Here is a 17,363-nt window from a genome sequence, read left to right on the forward strand (position 1 = left end):
TAATGAAGCATATGAAAATAGAGAATTACAAAGACAACAAAGATGCGTTACGGGCATTGACTCGCCAGTTGATGGATTATATGGCCCGTAAAGAGGATGATGAACCGTTCAACCTGGCTTTGTCGGGTGGTGAAACGGCCAAACAGATGTTTGCCTTGTGGGCGGACGAATATAAAGATAAGATAGACTGGAACAACATGCGTTTCTTCTGGGTGGACGAACGTTGCGTTTCGCCGACAGATACGGAAAGTAATTTTGGTCATGCGAACAAACTGTTGTTCGAACCGCTCCACATTCCCCGTGAGCATATCCACCGGATTCATGGTGAAGGGGAACCGGGGACGGAGGCTATGCGTTATTCGCGTATTGTGAAGGAGTATTTGCCGCGTCACGGCCAGTTTCCCTATTTCGATTGTATCATCTTGGGGATAGGAGGAGATTCACATACGGCGTCTATCTTCCCCGACAATCTTCCCTTGTTGACCGACAGCCGCAATTATGCGGTATCGCAGCATCCGGAAACGGGACAGTTCCGCATCACGATGACGGGCCCGCTTATCCTGAACGGTTCGCCGTTGCTGGTCCCTGTATTGGGCAAAGGTAAAGCGGATGCAATAGAGGAATTGAAGAAGGGGTATTCCATAACGAATGCAACGCCGGCAGCTTATATCCTGTCGCATGCGGTGGATTCGATAGTGTATACGACGCTGTAATGATAAGTCAATGTGTTTGTGCAAATACCGGCCGGTTCGTATTGGACCGGCCGGTATCTAAAGGATTCTGTGAGAAATAAGCCATTTATTTCTCAGAAACTTCTTTCCTTCTTCAACCTTTTGCGCGGCAGTCTTGTTAGATTAATGTATTAACAAAATAAAATCAATGGTTATGACAAAGATAATGCAAACATTGTGGGATGAGAGTGCCGAACTGACCGACGAAGGAATGTCTTCGGATGCCTCTGTCCTGTCTGATAGCTATACATCGGGCGACGTGAAAGACGTCACGGAAACCATTGAAGGCGGCAACCAGGAGGCAGACGACTTCAATGAAAAGAATGATGTCCCCTAAAAAAAGATTCCGGGAAAAGTCGCGCACAGGAGCCTGTTAGTCTTCAGACCAAACACATGTACCCCCTTTTACAACGCATGTATGACCCTTTACGCGAAGATATGCGGCTTTGGCTTTTCCCGGATTTTTATCTTTACGCCCTTTCTCCCTTTTTCGTTTAAAAGCTGATTCGTACATTTCACTTCCTATTCTGTCAGCTTCATTCTTTTCTTATAGGTTACTTCTTTTGCGGCTGCTAGCTTTGTAATGTTATTTTAAATTACAAAGTGATGTTTAAAGCCATAGTACATTTTTCGATTCGCAAAAAACTGTTCGTCGGGTTGACGACCCTCTTCCTGCTAATCGGGGGGATTTATGCCATGCTGACGTTGCCTATCGACGCCGTTCCCGATATTACGAACAACCAGGTGCAGATTGTGACCGTCTCGCCGACGCTTGCCCCGCAGGAGGTGGAGCAGTTGATTACTTTCCCGATAGAGATTGCCATGAGTAATATTATGAATGTGGAAGAGATACGCTCCGTGTCGCGTTTCGGGCTGTCGCTCGTGACGGTGGTGTTTAAGGAGAGTGTCCCGACACTGGATGCGCGGCAGCTGATCAATGAACAGATACAAACCGTTGCCGGAGAGATTCCCGTCGAACTGGGCATGCCGGAACTGATGCCGATAACGACCGGGCTGGGTGAAATCTACCAGTATGTGCTGAAGGTCGCCCCCGGCTATGAGGACCGCTACGATGCCATGGAGTTGCGCACGATTCAGGACTGGATTGTGAAGCGGCAGCTTTCGGGGATTCCGGGGATTGTGGAGATTAACAGTTTCGGCGGCTACCTGAAACAATACGAGGTGGCGGTCGACCCGGATGCGCTCTATTCGCTGAATATTACCATCGGCGACGTCTATTCCGCCCTGAGCAGCAACAACCAGAACACCGGCGGAAGTTATATCGAGAAGGTGAACCGCGCTTACTATATCCGTTCGGAAGGTATGATAAGCGACGTGAAAGACATCGAACGCATCGTGATTACGAACCGCGGAGGCATTCCTATCCATATCAGCGATGTCGGCACGGTGCGCTTCGGTGCGCCGAAACGTTTCGGTGCGATGACCAAAGACGGCGAAGGCGAATGTGTGGGCGGCATTGCCATGATGCTGAAAGGGGCGAACGCCAATGTGGTGACGAAGGAACTGGAGGCCCGCGTGGAGAAAGTGCAGAAAATGCTTCCCGAAGGCGTCAGTGTCGAACCTTACCTGAACCGTTCAGAGCTGGTGAACCGGAATATCTCGACCGTGGTGCGCAACCTGATTGAAGGGGCACTGATAGTCTTCTTGGTGTTGATCGTTTTTCTGGGGAATGTGCGTGCCGGGTTGATTGTCGCTTCGGTTATTCCGCTGGCAATGCTGTTCGGTTTCATCCTGATGCGTGTCTTCGGCGTGTCGGCCAACTTGATGAGCCTGGGAGCGATTGACTTCGGTATCGTGGTGGACGGCTCGATTGTTATCCTTGAAGGGATACTGGCGCATATCTATACGAAACGGCTTGTCGGGCGGACGCTCACGCAGGCTGAACTGGACTGGGAAGTGGAAGCCGGGGCGAGCGGCGTGGTGCGCAGTGCGACTTTTGCCGTTTTGATTATCCTGATTGTGTTCTTTCCTATCTTGACACTGACGGGGATTGAAGGCAAATATTTCACGCCGATGGCGAAGACGCTGGTCTTCTGTATTATCGGTGCGCTGATTCTCTCGCTTACCTATGTGCCGATGATGGCTTCGCTCTTCTTGAAACGGACTATCTCTGCAAAGCCGACCTTTGCCGACCGTTTCTTCGATAAGCTGAATGTGTTTTATAAACGCGGCCTGCGTTTCTGCCTGCATCATACCTGGGCGACGGTCGGTTCCGCTTTTGTGTTGCTGGCGGCTTCGTTGCTGCTGTTTACCCGGTTGGGCGCGGAGTTTATCCCGACGCTTGATGAAGGCGACTTTGCGATGCAGATGACGCTTCCCGCCGGAAGTTCGCTGACGCAGAGTATCGAACTTTCCAGCCGGGCACAGAAGACGCTGATGGAGCAGTTCCCTGAAATCAAACATGTCGTTGCCAAGATAGGGACGGCGGAGGTGCCTACTGACCCGATGGCGGTGGAGGATGCCGATGTGATGATAATCATGAAGCCGTTCAAGGAATGGACGTCGGCTTCCAGCCGTGCCGAGATGGTGGAGAAGATGAAGAAGGCGCTGGAGACGGTCGAGGGGGCGGAGTTCAATTTCAGCCAGCCGATACAACTCCGGTTTAACGAGTTGATGACAGGTGCCAAGGCGGACATCGCCATCAAGCTGTATGGCGAAGACATGGAGGAACTCTACACCCGGGCGAAAGAGGCGGCGATCTATGTGGAGCAGGTGCCCGGTGCCGCCGACGTGATTGTGGAGCAGGCGATGGGGCTTCCGCAACTGGTAGTCAGGTACAACCGCGGCAAGATTGCCCGTTACGGTATGAATATAGAGGAACTGAATACGATTATCCGCACGGCCTATGCCGGGGAGGCAGCTGGCGTGATTTTTGAGAACGAACGCCGCTTCGACCTTGTGTTGCGGCTGGATAACGATAAAGTGTCGGACCTTAACCTCGACAAGTTGTTTGTCCGCACGGCGGAGGGTATCCAGATACCCGTCAGCGAGGTGGCGAGTATCGAGCTGGTGAACGGCCCTTTGCAGATTAACAGGGATGCGACCAAACGTCGTATCGTAATTGGGGTGAATGTACGCGATGCCGATATACAGCAGGTCGTTTCGCAGATACAGGACACGCTGGAAAAGAATGTCAGGCTGAAGCCCGGTTATTATTTCGAATACGGCGGGCAGTTTGAGAACCTGCAAAATGCCATCAATACCTTGCTGGTCGTGATTCCTGTTGCGCTGGCGCTGATTTTGCTGCTGCTGTTCTTCGCTTTCAAGAGTGTGACTTATACGCTGGTGGTCTTTTCGACCGTGCCCTTGTCGTTGATAGGGGGGATTGTGGCGCTTTGGCTGCGTGGGTTGCCTTTCAGTATTTCTGCCGGGGTCGGCTTTATAGCCCTGTTCGGGGTGGCGGTGCTGAATGGTATCCTGATGATTAATCATTTCAATGACTTACGTAAAAGAAACAGATATACAATGAGTACGAACCGGATTATTGCCCGGGGATGCCCGCATTTGTTGCGCCCGGTATTCCTGACGGGGCTGGTGGCTTCGCTGGGATTTGTCCCGATGGCGATTGCCAGATCGGCAGGTGCGGAGGTGCAACGTCCGCTGGCGACTGTCGTGATTGGCGGGTTGATTGTTTCGACCGTCCTTACTCTGCTGATTATTCCGGTCTTCTACCGGATGGTTAATTCGTTTCCGCTGATGTGGAAGAAGTTCAGGAAAAGGAGGGGGACGAAGGTTGCCACCCTGGTTCTGCTGCTGGCTGTCCTGTCACCGGCGGTATGGGCGGAGGGAGTAGCAGTTCCCGACGCAGTCCCGGCAACCGTTACGCTGGACGAGGCTCTTGCCCTTGCCATGAAAAACCATCCCCGTTTGAAGACGGCCTCGGCGGCGATAGACCGTTCGCGGGCTGCTAGGGGAGAGGCCTGGGACCCGGGAGCGACTTCCTTCTCCTATTCCTGGGGGCAAATCAATGGTGAGATACGCAGTGACAACCAGCTGGAAGTCACCCAGTCGCTGGGCAATCTTTTGACTCCTTTCTATAAAAACGCTCTGGTCAGCAAGCAGGTGGCGACGGGCGAATATTATCGCGACATGGTACGCAAAGAGATAACGGCGGAGGTGAAACGTGCCTGGGCTTATTATCAGTATGCGGCAAACCTTTGTTCCCTTTACCGCGAAGAGAGCGAGTTGGCAGTTCGTTTGCAGGAGGCGGGAAAACTCCGTTACGAGCAGGGCGATATCACTTTGCTGGAGCGGAATATGGCAACGACGCTGGCTGCCGACCTGCGTACCCGGCTGATGCAGGCGGAAGAAGAGCTTCAACTGGCAGTCCGCCGTTTCACCTGGGTGTGTTATGCCGACAGTCCGGTTGTTCCGGCCGACAGTACGCTGGCGTTGCTTCCGGGTGTGACTGGAGAGGCGGCGCCGTCGGAAGCGCATCTGAATTATTTCCGGAGCCTGGCAGACGAGAAGAAGGCGCTGTTGAACGTGGAGCGCAGCCGCTTCTTCCCCGAACTTTCGGTCGGTTATATCCGCCAGAAGATTTCACCGCTGAACGGGTTGAATTCGTGGATGGTCGGTGTTTCCTTCCCGCTTTTGTTCTTCCCGCAGCAAAGCCGTTCGAAGCAGGCGAGGATAGATGCCGGTATTGCCCGGACGGAAGCGGAAGCGAGTGCCCGCCAGCTGAACAACAAGGTCGATGAGTTGCAAGTCATGCTCCGCCAACAGGGAGAAAATATCCGTTATTATACGACCGGTGCGCTCCCGGAAGCGGATGCCCTGCTGAAGAGTGCGCAAATACAATTCAAGGAGAGCGAAACGGATATTATGCAGTTCGTCCAAAGCCTGAACAGTGCCCGCGAGATTAGGAGAGGATATATTGAAGCGGTCTATAATTATAATGTCTCTGCACTGGAATTGGAGCTTTATACGCGTTGATGAAATTACATTCAGATACAGTTTCAGAAAAAATAATAACTAATACAATAAAGATATACGAAATGAAAACGATATTAATATCTGCCGCAGTCGTGTTATTGACAGCCTGCAATACGACAACCGAAAAAGAACAGATCCCGGAACCGGTTGCACCTCCTGTCGAACCGGCAGTGGTTGCCGCCGATACCATCCGTGTCGATGCCGTCACTTCGGCAACCGCCATGCCGAATCATTCTTCCTTCAACGGAACCATGATTGTGCCTCCCCAACGCCATGCCACTGTCACCCTGACGATGGGAGGGACCGTTCATTCAACGCCCCTGCTTCCGGGCGATTATGTAAAGAAAGGTGCCGTTCTCGCCACCCTCGAAAACCCTGATTTCATCCTGTTGCAGCAAAGTTACCTGGAGGCTCATGCTCAAACGGAATATCTTGAAGCCGAATACCACCGCCAGGAGCGTCTGAGTTCGCAGGAAGCTGCCTCCCAGAAACGTTTCCAGCAGAGCAAAGCCGATTACCTTTCGATGAAAAGCCGCCTGGAAGCTGCCGCTGCACAACTTACGATACTCGGAGTTATGCCCGGCGACCTGCTCAAAGACGGTATCCGTCCTTACCTGGAAGTAAAATCCCCGCTGAACGGTTACGTGACCGGAATGACCTTGAACCTGGGTAAATATATCAATGCCGGTGAACCTGTCTGTGAAGTAATCGACAAAGGCGAAACCCTCCTTTGCCTGACCGCTTACGAGAAAGACCTCGACGACCTTACCCCGGGCAGCCGCATCCAGTTCCGCGTGAACGGCATGGGAAAGCAGACGTTCGATGCTACACTGCTGTCTGTCGGCCAGGAGGTCGATGCCGTAAACCGCTCCCTCGAAATCTATGCACGGGTGAAAGGAAACCACGAACGTTTTCGTCCCGGCATGTATGTGACGGCGCGTGTAGAAAAGAAATAAGTATATTTGTGGTATGAAAGTAAATATAGATAAATATGTATTGGCTGTTGTCGTCATTTCCGTGGTGGTGGCGTTCCTGACCCATTTCCCGGAACTGATATCCCTGTTCGACCATTCCGGGGAGAACAATCTTTTCCCCGGAATGCGGATGGCCGATGTTGCCAATGAAGTGTTTTTTACTTTTATTTCGCTGCTGATTCTCTTTGCCCTGAATACGTTCCTCTTCCGGTTCAACCGTCCGGTGGCACGTATCACGTGGGGAAAGATGGTTTTATCTTTCGTCCTGACCTGGTTGATGAGCAATCTGCTGGGGAAGGTTTTCGTCTTCCTTCACCATCATTTCGACATTCCGGCGATTGATGCGATGGTGCACCATTACCTGCATCCGTTGCGCGATTTTATCATTACCTGTATTGTGACGGGCAGTTGTTATATGATTCACCTGCTTCGCAAAAGCCAGCAGGTGTTGGTCGAGAACCAGCAGCTACGCACGGAGAACCTGGTGAACCAGTACGAAGCCCTGAAGAACCAACTGAACCCGCATATGCTGTTCAACTCGCTGAATACCCTGCGCTCGCTAATCCGCGAAACGCCCGATAAGGCACAGGATTATTTGCAGGAACTGTCGCGGGTGCTTCGTTACACCTTGCAGGAGAATGAATCCCAAAGCGTCACCTTACGGGAGGAGATGGAGTTTGTCTCCGCCTATATCTTTTTGTTGAAGATGCGCTATGAAGATAACCTGGAGTTTGATATCCGGATAGACGAAGCCGCCGGGGCGCGCCAGCTTCCCCCTATGTCCGTCCAGCTGCTAATTGAAAACGCCGTCAAGCATAATGAGATTAGCAATCGTCATCCATTGGTAATCCGGGTCTTTACCGAAGGAAACCGGCTGACGGTCAGCAATCCCGTCCAGCGTAAGCTTACAGCCAGCGGAGGTTTACAAATCGGTCTGGCAAACCTGGCGAAACGTTACAACCTGCTCTTTAAGGAAGAAATCGAGGTGCGCGAAGAGAACAATACATTTATCGTAACTATTCCATTGATATGAATGCACTTATCATAGAAGATGAAAAAGCGGCCGTCCGCAATCTGACGGCTCTGCTTTCGGAGGCGGCCCCGCATATCGGGGTTGTGGCCGTATTGGATAGTATTGCAGAAAGTATAGACTGGTTCTGTGCCAATGCGATGCCCGACCTGATATTCCTCGATATTCATTTGGCGGACGGCTCCGCCTTCGAGATTTTTGAACATGTGGATATCTCCTGTCCGATCATTTTCACGACGGCCTACGATGAGTATGCCCTGCGTGCCTTCAAAGTGAACAGCATCGATTATCTGCTCAAGCCGATTGGCGGGAGCGACATACGGAAGGCGATTGGCAAACTGGAACAACTGCGTTCGGAGGTGCCTTCAAAGGAATTTGATTATAGCCGCCTGGTTCATGTGCTGAAACGGCAGGAAAGCTACAAGACGCATTTCCTGGTTCCGGTAAAGGGGGACAAGCTGCTTCCGCTATCGGTAGATATGATTTTGTTTTTCTATATCAACGACGGGCTTGTGAAGGCGGTCGTTACCGATGGGCGGGAATATATTTTTACGCAGACGCTCGATGAGTTGTCCGACTGCCTGAACCCGGATATTTTCTTCCGTGTGAACCGCCAGTATCTTATCTCCCGGAAAGCCGTATCCGACATCGACCTCTGGTTTAACGGACGCCTGTCTGTGAACCTGAAAGTCCCTGTGCAAGAGAAAATCCTGGTAAGTAAGGCGCGGGTTGGGGAGTTCAAGGACTGGTTTACCGGGAAATATACCTGAAACCCCGTTTGGTCTATTATTACTGCTGCTTCGTCTACTAAAATATCCGGGCATCGGCTGTTTGTCTAGTTTTGTTTCAAGTTCAATAATAAAAAGAAGCATGATATGAAAACAGTATGGTTGTGGTTGATGTTGGCGGGAGTTTTTATATGTCAGGAAACAAGCGCACAGGTCTGGCTGAAGACTGAATATATCGGTTCGTCCGGATTCCGGGATGCCGATAACAAAAAGGTGGGCGGCAAAGGGGATATGAAGGTGATTCAGGGAGGTGTGAATATTCCCGTATCCATGAAAATGGACGAAAACAACCACCCGACGGCCTGGATGGTCGGTCTGGGCGCTTCCTATGCTTCGATGGATAACAAGGACTTGTCGGAGTATATGGAGTCGCAAATCTTCAATGCGCAGCTGGCTGTTTCGTATATCCGTCCGTTGAGTAAGAGGTGGTCGCTTCTGGCAAGTGCCGGGGTGGGGCTTTTTATGAATACCGGCAGCCTTGCCTATGCCCGTTGGGACCATGTGATGGGGGTGGGGATGGCGGCGGCTATCTGGCATCTGCGCGATAATCTGGATTTGGGGATGGGGGTTGCGCTGAATACCAGTTTCGGTTATCCGATGGTTTTTCCGGCTCTTTTTGTGGACTGGCGGCTAGAGGGGCGTTATATGGTGAATGTCTCGATGATGGACGGAGTGGAGATATCGGGCGGGATGCAGTTGCATAAGTTACTTCGGCTGAAGCTGGTCGGTTCGATGAACGGTATGCTTGCTTTCGTGGAGCATGACGGCAAGGATAAGATATTCACCCAGCAGTATATTACGACCGGGTTGCAACCGGAACTGACTATCACGAAGTCGCTGTCCGTTCCGATAACGGTTGGCTTGTCCGCTTACCGGGCGGCCTTTTATGACGACCGCACGCTGAAAGCGATGTTCAAGTCGATGGACAGGGAGTACGACCCGCATTTCTCACCTGCTTTTTATACGAGTATAGCCATCAAATATGGCTTTTGAGTGGAGGATATGTGTATCTTTGTTCTTTATTTGTGAAATAATTAAACCCTTATTATGCCGAAGTCGGAAGGAACCTATAACAGCTTTTTGATTGATTTTCTGATAGCTCCGAAGTACAGGTTCGGGAGGCATTTGCTGCTGGTACTGTTCTTTACTTTTGTGGCGTTCAATATGCCTTATCTGACCTGCGCCGGTTTTCTGGATGAGGTGGGCGGTATGATTGGGTATGTTAGCTTGCTGTTGCTGGCGTTTTATCTCGGAGGGATTTATCTGCACATGTATGTCCTGTTGCCCGGATTGCTGCTGAAAAACCGGTATGTGTTGTATATCATTATCGTGTCCCTGCTTATTCTGGTTATGATTGTAGTCTCTTTCGGGAGCGATTACTGGCTGAACCGGTATTCCGGGCAGGAGCCGGGGTATTATTCCTTTTTCTATAAGAACCGGATAATGGCAATTGAGATTGTAAGTAACTTTTTCCTGTACGGGTTGCTGATTGCCGGCACTTCCATCACCATCCTGCTTCGTCATTGGATGGGATTCTACCAACGGAAGAACGAACTGGAGAAGGTGAACCTGAAAACAGAACTGGAATCTCTGAAAGACCAGATAAACCCGGAGTTCCTTTTTAATATGCTTGATGAGGCGGGCAGACAGACCTTCGATAACCCCGAACAGGCATCGAAGGTGTTGATGGAGTTGAGCAGGCTGCTCCGCTACCAGTTGTACGACGGGAAGCGGGAGAAGGTGCTGCTTATTTCCGAGATATCGTTTATCGAGCGTTTCCTGGAACTGACCAGGATGAAGTATGCGAACCTGAGCTTTACCGTGACGAAGGAGGGGGAGGTCAGCCGTAAACTGGTGCCGCCTTTATTGTTTATTCCTTTTGCCATTCATTATATAAAGCAGCTGTCGTCGGAAGAGTCCCGGATGGATATTCATTTCTGTTTCCGGGCAGGGGAGCGGGAGTTGTTTTTCTCCTGTATCTGTTTTGCTCCGGGACTGCCGGACGGGCAGAAAGAGCATAACGAAGGTCTGGAAGATGTGAAGCACCGCCTCGATTTGTTGTTCAAAGACTCTTATAAGTTGGAGGCGGTGGATGACGGGGCCCTTTGTAAAACGAATTTATGTATCAGGTTATGATAAATGCATCCGGTTTTCTGCTGCGTCTGCTGATTGATTCCCGTTACAGGGTTTTCAGGCATTTCCTGCTGTTCTTTCTCAGTATGCTGATCATATCCGTGAATTTTTATCTGGATTTGATAGAGGGGAAGGAGTATTTGATAAGAAGTAGTATTGCACAGAGTTTGATACTACTTATACCTATTTATTTGAGCGTATTTATATTGACCCCGCGTTTACTGCTGAAGAATAAGCTGGGGAAGTATGTCATCTCCGTGTTTCTGGTTATCGCTGTGGCTCTTTTGTTTTCTTATCTGCTGCGGCAGGAAGATATCGAAAGAGAGTATAAACTGTATCAGTTTTGGCTGGCAGCCTTCTTTTTTATCTCTTCCATCATCCAGTTGAGCTTGATTATTGCGGGGGCATCGGCGGTGATTGTTTTCCAGGATTACGTGAAATACGGCCAGCGTATCGACGAACTGGAGAATGCGACGATGCAGTCGGAACTGGAACAGTTGAAGAATCAGATAAACCCGCATTTCCTGTTCAATATGCTGAATAACGCGAATGTGTTGATTAGGGAGAATCCGGTGGAGGCGGTGCATGTCCTGTCCAAGTTGAAAGACCTGTTGAAGTATCAGCTGAAAGACAGTACTTCCGAAACGGTTTATCTGGCGGATGATATCCGTTTCCTGACCGATTATCTCAATATGGAGAAGATACGGCGTGATAATTTCGATTTCATTATCTCTACGGAAGGGGAAACAGCGCATATAACCGTTCCGCCTTTATTGTTCATCCCTTTTGTGGAGAATGCCGTGAAACATAATAACGATAACAGGAAACTGTCGTATGTGCACCTCTATTTCAAAACGGAAGAGGAGCAGCTTATCTTTATCTGTATCAATTCGAAGCCGGCCGAACAGAAAGAGAAGCCTGTCGACGGGGGAATAGGCCTTGCCAATATCCGCCGCCGCCTGCAACTTCTGTACGACACGGATTGTTCTTTGCAAATAAATGAAACGGATATAACATATACGGTCAATCTTCGTTTAAAACTAAAAAACTGATTAGTATGAATTGTATCATTGTAGATGATGAACCGCTAGGTCGTAAGGCAATCCAGTTGTTGATACAGGATACGCCGGTGTTGTCTTTGTGCGGAAGTTTCGGCGATGCCGTGTCTGCCGGGAAGTTTATGCAGGCGAGTCCGGTGGACCTGGTGTTTCTGGATATCAAGATGCCGGGGGTGAACGGACTGGAGTTTGCCCGGATGATTCCGTCGGATACGCTTGTCATCTTTGTGACGGCTTATGCGGAGTATGCCCTCGATAGCTATGAGGTGGATGCGATAGATTATCTGGTGAAACCGATTGAAATCGAACGTTTCAAACGGGCGGTACAGAAAGCACATACCTATCATTCCCTGCTGAAAACCGACAACAGTAAGAACCGGGTGGAGTCTGTTTCCGCCAGTCATATCTTTGTGAAAGCGGAACGGCGCTATTTCAGGATACAGCTGGAAAATATCCTTTTCATCGAGGGTTTGAAGGATTATGTCGTGATACAGACTCCCGAACAGCGGATTGTGACGAAGATGAATCTGAAGTCGATTCATGAGATGCTTCCGAAAGATGTTTTTCTGCGAACGAACAAGTCTTATATCGTGAATTCCAATCATATAGCCTCGTTTGACAACAATGATGTCTTTATTGGAAAGTATGAAATATCGATAGGGAATAGTTATCGGGATGCGTTCTTTGAGAAGTTTTTTATGAAGAATAATCCGGCGGATTGAGTACTGTTCTTTTGAAAATCCCGTATATTTGTCGTTGGAAAATAAATAAAGTGAACAAAAGATGCCTAAAATAGCCGCTGCCTTTTCCATTAAGAGTTATGGATTATACACAGCCAGGGAACGCGAGTCGAAGGATTAGGCAGGATAAGTTTGTGGGAGATTGATATGAAAGAATCAGTACGGATATTCCGTTTTATCATTGTGGGGACCCTGAATGCTCTTATTACTGCCCTGGTTATTTGGGTGTTGATGAAGGGTGTCGGGTGTAATTACCTTTGGTCGAACATTGCCGGTTATGTTGCTGCGTTGGTTAATAACTTTTTTTGGAGCAAATACTGGATATTCTCCTCCCGGAGTGGAAAGTTTGAACGTGAGGTGCCTCTTTTCCTTGTCGCTTTCGGTTGTGCTTACGGCTTACAGTTTCTCTCCCTGCTGTTGATGGTTGAGATAGGTGATATGAATGAATACCTGGCGCAGTTCCTGGGGTTATTCGTATATGGTGCCGTCAATTTCACGATGAATAAACGGTTGACTTTTACCAGAAAACAATGATTTCTTATCCGGTAGTGACACTATTCAAACTTTATCCTTCAGGCTTCAGGAATATATAATCCTTGAAAAATAAGGAATCCAACTGAAGGGTGTCACATTCCGGATTTTGATTCCGACAGATAGGCACCCGTTTGCCAACCGATAGTTATTTGTTTGTCTACGGGTAGTTATCCGCTCCAAAAAGCATAGGTGTTTCGAAATGTTAAGTCAGGACTTTTGATGACAAAATATATATGCTTTGAAGACAAAAGTCCTATGTTTTGCCGGAAGTTACTTTATCCGGAATTTCCGTATACATTTTTTTACAATACTATCCCTTCAGCCGTATATATTGAAAAATATTCTCTCCCGGCAACTGAAAGCTGAAAGCAATAATTTGAAAAGAGACAGAGTGTATAAAGTTTCTATATGGTCCAATCTGCGTCATCTGCGTGCCATATAGAAACAAATGCTATGACTCGAATCTGATAATAATTGAACCTGTCTATCCTCATGACCATATGGCATTAAGCTTGTGTCGTATTCTTCCAAATCCGTACCATATAAAATGGCAGGTGTGTGAATGCGAATACAAAGGAGATGATTAGCAAAACCTTGCTTTCATCCCAACCCACTGTTTGCTGGTGCCACAACCCGGTGATAACGCAGAGGACGGAGAGGGCAATACCTATCATGTTCAGCGAAAGCTGCCCTTTGCGATGTTGTTGCATATATTCCAGTTTACTATGTTTGATGCCGTAACAGGCATAAATATCCAGTCCGATCAGCATCCAAAGTATTAAACGAATCCATGTGTCGGCCGGAAGGAAAAGCATCATGCAGAGACAAGTCACGATTCCGAGAACCGGTACAAGCGGAACGAACGGCGTTTTAAAAGCACGTTGCACGTCCGGCATCGTTTTCCTTACCACTAATACGCCTGCACAAACCAGTGTAAAGGCAAACAAAGTCCCTATACTCGTCATCTCCCCGGCTACCCGGGCAGGTACGAAGGCCGCCAACAATCCGACCAACAACATGAAAAGCAGATTGCTGCGTGCCGGAGTGCGGAATTTTTCATTGATATGCGAAAAGAACGGAGGCAATAACCCGTCGCGGCTCATGCTCAGGAATACACGGCTTTGTCCGAGCAACGTAACCATAATCACCGAACAGTAACCAAACAGGATAGCCAGTACGATTGCCTTATTCAGCCAGGGATAATCCGGTTGGATGACCCCGGCGGCATCCGCATGTCCCATATGTGAAATAGCTACGGCAACAGGTGCAATCCCTTCCTGTCCGTTGAACTGGCTGTAATGTGCCACTCCGGTCATCACATGGGCGAAAAGCATATAAAGGATAGTACAAACCAGCAGGGAAACAAGAATCCCGATCGGCATATCCCGTTTCGGGTTTTTAGCTTCCTGCGCAGCGGTCGATACGGCATCGAATCCAAGGAAAGCGAAGAAAACGATTGCTGCCCCGCGAAGCACACCGGAGAAACCGTATTCACCTAACGTCCCAGTATTCGCCGGAATATAAGGAACATAATTCTTCGTATTGATATATTTCCATCCTAAAGCGACAAATACCAATACGACCGAAACCTTGAGGAAGACAATTACCCCGTTGAAAATCGAACTCCCTTCCGTCCCTCGTATCAGGAAAATACTCATCAGTACGACAATAAGAAAAGCGGGTATATTGACTATCCCTCCGTCCCAGGGACATGCTGTCAACGTATGTGGCAGATGGATACCCAACCCTTCGAGGAATACGACCAGATACCGGCTCCAACTGATACTGACTGTTGTTGCGGCTACGGTATATTCAAGTACCAAATCCCAGCCGATAATCCAGGCAATCAGTTCTCCCATCGTAGCATATGAATAGGTATAGGCACTTCCGGCAACCGGTATCATGGATGCAAATTCGGCATAGCATAATCCGGCAAAACAACAGCCTAATGCAGCAATGGCAAATGATAAGGTAATGGCAGGACCGGTATATCCGGCAGCAACGGTTCCGGTGATAGAGAATAATCCGGCACCGATGATAACCCCTACACCCAGTGCGACCAGACTCCAGGGGCCTAATACCCGTTTCAGCGTTTTACTACCCGACTCGTTAGCCTCCGCCTGTAAAGCGCCTAACGGTTTCTTTATAAATAATCCCATTCTTCTGTTTGTTTAGGTGTGGCTGCGTCAAAAGCCTCTTTTGTCATAGCGAACCCGATGCAGCCTCACAGTATTTCAATAATCGGCCGCAAAGGTAGGGATTACAGGAAAAATATACAAATTCAGTTATGAATGGACAATCGTTCCCAGATGTAATCGGGAATCAGCTTCCAGAAGAATACCAGTGTGACATACCGCCAGTCGATGATGACTGTCCGTTTCTTTCGTTTCAAAGCCCTTACAATCCGTTGTGCTACCCGTTCCGGACGCATCAGCAGCGGATAGTTATCATTTTTTAGCAAAGCCGTTTTCACGAACCCCGGACGTATATCGGTAAAAGTTATCGGTAGCTTTTCCATCCTGGCCAACTGTGCCAGTGCGTCGATATAAGTATTCTGGAAACGTTTGGTGGCGGAATAGGAGGGTGCCACTCCCAAGCCTTTAGTCCCGGCGATAGAACTGATGACGGCCAGGTGTCCGCATCCCTGTTCCTTGAAGTAATGGTAAGCGGCAGTGACCATGCGGGTAAAACCGATTGCATTAGTATTGACGGTTGCCAGTTCAATGTCCGGATTCAAAGTCCGGTTCTGGTTGCCGACACCGGTACTGAGCAGGAACAGGTCCATGCCTCCCAGCTTATCGATTAGCAGGTGGAGCTTGTCTACGGCTTCCACCTCAGTCACGTCGAGTTGTTGTATCTCTGTCTGCTCGGGAGCCTGCTCCTTGAATGCTTCCAGCCGTTCCAGCCGGCGTCCTGCCACTCCAACGCGCCAACCCAGTTGACGATATATCTTTGCCACTTCGTAACCGATACCGGAAGTCGCCCCGATGATAACAATCCTTTTCACGATTTCTTTTTATTTAAAGACTAATAGAAGAACAAATGTAAGCAAAACTTTATTAATTCAACGCTTTGATTCTTACTTATTGATATTCTATATTTCACACATCCATCTTTTAGACTGTTCTTTACTTGTTCATTCAATATATTCTTAATACCTTGCCACCGTGTTAGCTATAGCTTAAGAGATTCATTGTCCTATAAATAAAATAGCATGAAAATAAACAATCTCATCTTACTGGTGTCCTTTTTAATAATGGGAAGCCAGGTCGTAAGCTCCCAATCGAAGACAGGCGACTTACCGGTATTTGATTTCTCAAAAAACTATCCTCAGAAGAAGTTGCGCCTTCAGGATATGGCGGAAATAGAGTATGTGCCTTTGGAGACAACGGATGATATTTTGTTGGGTGGATTGTCGGTACTTTCAGCTGTTACTGATAAATATATTCTTATCCATGAATCCCGATTGGGTGATATATTTGTTTTCGATCGTAAAACAGGAAAGCTCTATTCACATTTCAATCACAAAGGACAGAGCGGGCGGGAATATACATGGATTAATGTCGGTACAATTTTAGATGAGAAGAAGGAAGAAATCTATGTGTGTTCCCAATTCATTCAGGTTTATTCTCTGAAGGGAGACTACAAACGGACATTGAAAATAAATACATTTGATAATGAAATGAGTATTTTCAATTTTGACGATGAATCTCTACTTATCTATGAAGGTGTAATAATTGAACCTGGTCGTGAAAGTAAGACTAAAAAGTCCCCTTACCGTCTTGTCTCCAAAAAAGATGGTAGCCAGCTTTCTGTATTAGACATTCATTTTGAAAAAAGATATACAAACAAAATAGCTCAATCATTGGAGGGTAATATGTGGAGACCTTTTGGAATTTATTATTCACAAAATATGCATTACGGTCCGGATCTAATGATTGCGGATATTTCATCCGACACATTGTTTCGGTTATCCCCGGATAAGGGATTAATACCCTTATTAACCCGCAAGCCATCGACTCATGCTCCTGAACCTCGGAATATATGGATACCTTTAGTAACAACTGATAAGTTCATGTTGATGGGTACGCTTTTATTGGATTTTAAATCACTGAAAGGCGGACCGATCCCAACGTTTATGTATGAATTTAAAACCGGTGAAATAAAGAAGACGCCGATTTTGGATACAGAATATGATACAAGGGCTTGGAGTCAGGGAAGATGGTCGCCGGATGCATCGCCTGATATCGCACGGAATATGGTCGCTGAAATGATTCAGGCATCAACGGTTATAGAGGCTTATCATGGAAAACGTTTGGTCGGGAATGGTATGAAGATTGCAAAGACACTTGTCGAAGACGATAATCCGGTAATCAGGATTATTAAATTCAAGTAATAAATATATTAGTGCCGGAAGTT

14 protein-coding genes are annotated in these 17,363 nt (G+C 48.2%); 12 read left to right on the plus strand and 2 right to left on the minus strand.

Annotated elements, in window-relative coordinates; translation table 11 throughout:
• Positions 1–11: 11 nt before the first annotated feature.
• From pgl to NBH15_RS00335, 11 genes are all read left to right on the plus strand, one after another.
• Positions 12–713 carry a 6-phosphogluconolactonase gene (gene pgl / locus NBH15_RS00285; RefSeq protein ID WP_128133980.1) on the plus strand — a complete coding sequence of 234 codons (702 nt, stop codon included), beginning with the start codon at positions 12–14 and terminating at the stop codon, positions 711–713.
• Positions 714–885: 172 nt separating this feature from the next.
• Positions 886–1,068 (plus strand): hypothetical protein, encoded by a 183-nt coding sequence (locus tag NBH15_RS00290; protein ID WP_128133979.1) that lies wholly within the window; start codon positions 886–888, stop codon positions 1,066–1,068.
• A gap of 269 nt (positions 1,069–1,337) precedes the next feature.
• Positions 1,338–5,687 (plus strand): CusA/CzcA family heavy metal efflux RND transporter, encoded by a 4,350-nt coding sequence (locus tag NBH15_RS00295; RefSeq protein ID WP_250821724.1) that lies wholly within the window; start codon positions 1,338–1,340, stop codon positions 5,685–5,687.
• Positions 5,688–5,749: 62 nt separating this feature from the next.
• On the plus strand, positions 5,750–6,643 hold the full coding sequence (locus tag NBH15_RS00300; protein WP_128133977.1) for an efflux RND transporter periplasmic adaptor subunit: 894 nt from the start codon (positions 5,750–5,752) through the stop codon (positions 6,641–6,643).
• Positions 6,644–6,656: 13 nt separating this feature from the next.
• A complete protein-coding gene (locus NBH15_RS00305) occupies positions 6,657–7,694 on the plus strand; it encodes a sensor histidine kinase (protein WP_128133976.1) in 1,038 nt (345 codons plus the stop codon).
• Positions 7,691–8,461, plus strand: a complete 771-nt coding sequence (locus tag NBH15_RS00310; RefSeq protein WP_244051005.1) for a LytR/AlgR family response regulator transcription factor — start codon at positions 7,691–7,693, stop codon at positions 8,459–8,461. Before NBH15_RS00305 ends, NBH15_RS00310 begins: the two co-directional genes overlap by 4 nt.
• A gap of 105 nt (positions 8,462–8,566) precedes the next feature.
• On the plus strand, positions 8,567–9,472 hold the full coding sequence (locus tag NBH15_RS00315; RefSeq protein WP_128133975.1) for a DUF6268 family outer membrane beta-barrel protein: 906 nt from the start codon (positions 8,567–8,569) through the stop codon (positions 9,470–9,472).
• Between the two features lie 54 nt (positions 9,473–9,526).
• Positions 9,527–10,615, plus strand: coding sequence for a sensor histidine kinase (locus NBH15_RS00320; protein ID WP_128133974.1), 1,089 nt, complete (start codon positions 9,527–9,529; stop codon positions 10,613–10,615).
• On the plus strand, positions 10,612–11,664 hold the full coding sequence (locus NBH15_RS00325) for a sensor histidine kinase (RefSeq protein ID WP_233567127.1): 1,053 nt from the start codon (positions 10,612–10,614) through the stop codon (positions 11,662–11,664). Before NBH15_RS00320 ends, NBH15_RS00325 begins: the two co-directional genes overlap by 4 nt.
• A 5-nt stretch (positions 11,665–11,669) precedes the next feature.
• Positions 11,670–12,392, plus strand: coding sequence for a LytR/AlgR family response regulator transcription factor (locus NBH15_RS00330; RefSeq protein WP_128133972.1), 723 nt, complete (start codon positions 11,670–11,672; stop codon positions 12,390–12,392).
• Positions 12,393–12,557: 165 nt separating this feature from the next.
• Positions 12,558–12,944, plus strand: coding sequence for a GtrA family protein (locus NBH15_RS00335; protein WP_007657160.1), 387 nt, complete (start codon positions 12,558–12,560; stop codon positions 12,942–12,944).
• A gap of 506 nt (positions 12,945–13,450) precedes the next feature.
• Here NBH15_RS00335 and NBH15_RS00340 read toward each other — a convergent pair.
• Positions 13,451–15,103, minus strand: a complete 1,653-nt coding sequence (locus NBH15_RS00340) for an amino acid permease (RefSeq protein ID WP_244051006.1) — start codon at positions 15,101–15,103, stop codon at positions 13,451–13,453.
• Between the two features lie 122 nt (positions 15,104–15,225).
• Positions 15,226–15,951, minus strand: coding sequence for an SDR family NAD(P)-dependent oxidoreductase (locus NBH15_RS00345; protein ID WP_128133971.1), 726 nt, complete (start codon positions 15,949–15,951; stop codon positions 15,226–15,228).
• Positions 15,952–16,158: 207 nt separating this feature from the next.
• Between NBH15_RS00345 and NBH15_RS00350 the strand changes: the two genes are divergently transcribed.
• Positions 16,159–17,340 carry a DUF4934 domain-containing protein gene (locus NBH15_RS00350; protein WP_128133970.1) on the plus strand — a complete coding sequence of 394 codons (1,182 nt, stop codon included), beginning with the start codon at positions 16,159–16,161 and terminating at the stop codon, positions 17,338–17,340.
• Positions 17,341–17,363: the final 23 nt, after the last annotated feature.

This window comes from Parabacteroides caeci (genome assembly GCF_023656795.1).
GTDB lineage: Bacteria > Bacteroidota > Bacteroidia > Bacteroidales > Tannerellaceae > Parabacteroides > Parabacteroides segnis.

What these genes read in the sequence shown, in the direction of transcription:
- NBH15_RS00300 (WP_128133977.1), top strand. Translation starts at nt 5,750, where the DNA reads ATGAAAACGATATTAATATCTGCCGCAGTCGTGTTATTGACAGCCTGC.
- NBH15_RS00320 (WP_128133974.1), top strand. Translation starts at nt 9,527, where the DNA reads ATGCCGAAGTCGGAAGGAACCTATAACAGCTTTTTGATTGATTTTCTG.
- NBH15_RS00295 (WP_250821724.1), top strand. Translation starts at nt 1,338, where the DNA reads ATGTTTAAAGCCATAGTACATTTTTCGATTCGCAAAAAACTGTTCGTC.
- NBH15_RS00330 (WP_128133972.1), top strand. Translation starts at nt 11,670, where the DNA reads ATGAATTGTATCATTGTAGATGATGAACCGCTAGGTCGTAAGGCAATC.
- NBH15_RS00315 (WP_128133975.1), top strand. Translation starts at nt 8,567, where the DNA reads ATGAAAACAGTATGGTTGTGGTTGATGTTGGCGGGAGTTTTTATATGT.
- NBH15_RS00290 (WP_128133979.1), top strand. Translation starts at nt 886, where the DNA reads ATGACAAAGATAATGCAAACATTGTGGGATGAGAGTGCCGAACTGACC.
- pgl (WP_128133980.1), top strand. Translation starts at nt 12, where the DNA reads ATGAAAATAGAGAATTACAAAGACAACAAAGATGCGTTACGGGCATTG.
- NBH15_RS00350 (WP_128133970.1), top strand. Translation starts at nt 16,159, where the DNA reads ATGAAAATAAACAATCTCATCTTACTGGTGTCCTTTTTAATAATGGGA.
- NBH15_RS00335 (WP_007657160.1), top strand. Translation starts at nt 12,558, where the DNA reads ATGAAAGAATCAGTACGGATATTCCGTTTTATCATTGTGGGGACCCTG.
- NBH15_RS00305 (WP_128133976.1), top strand. Translation starts at nt 6,657, where the DNA reads ATGAAAGTAAATATAGATAAATATGTATTGGCTGTTGTCGTCATTTCC.
- NBH15_RS00340 (WP_244051006.1), bottom strand. Translation starts at nt 15,103, where the DNA reads ATGGGATTATTTATAAAGAAACCGTTAGGCGCTTTACAGGCGGAGGCT.
- NBH15_RS00310 (WP_244051005.1), top strand. Translation starts at nt 7,691, where the DNA reads ATGAATGCACTTATCATAGAAGATGAAAAAGCGGCCGTCCGCAATCTG.
- NBH15_RS00325 (WP_233567127.1), top strand. Translation starts at nt 10,612, where the DNA reads ATGATAAATGCATCCGGTTTTCTGCTGCGTCTGCTGATTGATTCCCGT.